The organism is Novosphingobium sp. FG90 (assembly GCF_057808725.1).
In genome coordinates this window covers 1-1,913 of sequence record NZ_JBMDIO010000093.1, presented here as the reverse complement: position 1 = coordinate 1,913, position 1,913 = coordinate 1, and the positions used below count along the sequence as shown (strand labels likewise).

Sequence of the window (1,913 nt, the reverse complement as noted above, 5' to 3'; positions counted from 1 at the left end):
ATCTTCATCGCCGACCACATGATCGGCGCGGGCGAAAAGCTCTACGATGCGATGTACGGCGCCGGGCAGGAAGGCATCATCGCCAAGCGCATCGATGCGCCTTACCTACGGCGACAACGCCGAGCAAGCCGACCTTCTTCCTGCCATGCTCGAGGCATTTCTGGCGAGCGATCGCGTCTTCGCGCGGGCTCGTAAAGACGGGGAGCCGGGAACGTGAGGCGCGGCATCGTGATCGGTCGCTTCAAGCTGACGCGGCAGGGCGGCTGGGAAGGCGAAATCAACACGCTCACCATCCAGCGCCAGATCCGCCTTGTCCCCAATGACGATCGGGTGAGCGAGAATGCACCTGCATTCAGGGTCATGATGGGCTGGCAACAGGTTGGAGATGCCTGGGAGAGGCACTCGAGGTCCGAGCCGGTGCGTCAGTACTTTCGTGTCCGGATTGACGATCCACTGTGCCCGATCAGTGCAATGCTCTTCACCGATCCGGAAGACATGTCCGCGCGGCTGGTGCTTCCGCCTCCGCAGACAAGGCGATCGCAGATGATCGCGCAGGAGAGAAATGATGAGTGACAGTTCTGAATCGCCTGAGCGGCTGATCAAGCTGGACGAGGTGATCCGGAGAGTTGGCCTTGGTAGATCAATGATATACCGACTTATCTCGGAGGGAAAATTCCCTGCACCTTACAAGTTGTCCCCAGGCGCTTCCCGCTGGAGCGAGCAGTCTGTCAGTGCGTGGATCGACGATGTTAAGGACGGCTTCGAAGGGAAGCGTCGGCCCTTGTGGTAGAGAATCCCCTTACTTCTGTCGATGGATACGATACTCGCAAAGAAATGCCTGCGAGGCGGCAATCGTTCTGATCCGAGGTTTGTCAGTCAGAGATGACGGGCTGGAAACGTCTCGCGATTAGGACCTCCTAAACGGTCTGCTTTATGGCAAGCGTTGGCCGCATGCTGCCGGAAGGATGTGGGACTTTGCGTTCGGTCCGGTTCTGAGCGCTGAGTTCAAGAAAGCCGACGCTCCTAGCTTGCAGTTTGTCAACAGTCCTTTGGCGGGCATACGCTCATTTTGGACGCTGGCCAGGCCGCGCGCAATTCTTGGGAGCTGCCATTACCGAGGATAAGATAAGGCCTTGTAAATGTCCCACTTCACGATGTCGGATGCTCTAATTCCATCGAAACCGGGAAGCATTGCTGATGGGCCAGTGCGTGATGCCGCAGCTCTGGAGGGATGCGAACGTTTGCCTATACGGTCGCCACCCGCTACGCAATCTGGTTAGGACCGCGTCGATGGCGCTGGACGAGTTGGAAAATGGCACTTCAGACGCATGCTCTCCCTTATCGCTTAACAGGCGACAGCATCGAGGTGCTGCTCGTAAAGTCTCGCCGTAAGGGAAAGTGGATTTTGCCCAAGGGCAAGATCGAAGTGGGAGAGACAGCGGCGGAACGGGCTGTCATCGAAGCGTTCGAGGAGGCAGGTGTGCGCGGAACTGTCTCGTCCATGCCGCTGCTTGCGTCCTCATTGGCCGATTTGAGCCAAGCTCAAGTATACCCGCTTGAGGTGTTTGAAGAACTTGAACATTGGCCTGAAATGGCGGAGCGTCAGCGGGGGTGGTTCTTGCTATCAAATGCCCGGGCCAGGTTGCGAGACAATAGTCTGCGCCGTGCTCTCGACGCCTTAAAGATTCAACGGTCGGATGCTCGCCTCTCAGAAGGTCCGAACGCCTAGCATTCTCGGTGTCCCACCGCCGGGCGGCGCACTATACAATAGTCTCCGCCCTTTTCCGAATATGATCCACAATCCCGAAGGCGGCAATGCAGCCTTGTCGGTCATTCCTGCCATTTTTGGCGGATCTCAGGGTCGCGTCCGTCAAGGTGGTGTAATTTCGGCTGTGGCCGTGGGCCATCGTCAG

General features: G+C 57.7%; 4 protein-coding genes. All 4 read left to right on the top strand.

Annotation, left to right across the window (positions count from 1 at the left end):
- Positions 1–46 precede the first annotated feature (46 nt).
- The 4 genes from ACODRZ_RS26635 to ACODRZ_RS26620 all read left to right on the top strand — a co-directional run bounded on the left by ACODRZ_RS26635 (position 47) and on the right by ACODRZ_RS26620 (position 1,729).
- A complete protein-coding gene (locus ACODRZ_RS26635; RefSeq protein ID WP_488973172.1) occupies positions 47–217 on the top strand; it encodes a DUF2274 domain-containing protein in 171 nt (56 codons plus the stop codon).
- Positions 214–573, top strand: a complete 360-nt coding sequence (locus ACODRZ_RS26630) for a DUF736 domain-containing protein (RefSeq protein WP_488973171.1) — start codon at positions 214–216, stop codon at positions 571–573. Before ACODRZ_RS26635 ends, ACODRZ_RS26630 begins: the two co-directional genes overlap by 4 nt.
- Complete coding sequence (locus ACODRZ_RS26625; protein ID WP_488973170.1) at positions 563–790, top strand: helix-turn-helix transcriptional regulator; 228 nt, start codon at positions 563–565, stop codon at positions 788–790. The genes ACODRZ_RS26630 and ACODRZ_RS26625 overlap by 11 nt, the downstream gene beginning before the upstream one ends.
- 522 nt (positions 791–1,312) lie before the next feature.
- Positions 1,313–1,729: an NUDIX hydrolase gene (locus ACODRZ_RS26620; RefSeq protein WP_488973169.1), complete on the top strand. Its 417-nt coding sequence runs from the start codon at positions 1,313–1,315 to the stop codon at positions 1,727–1,729.
- Positions 1,730–1,913: the final 184 nt, after the last annotated feature.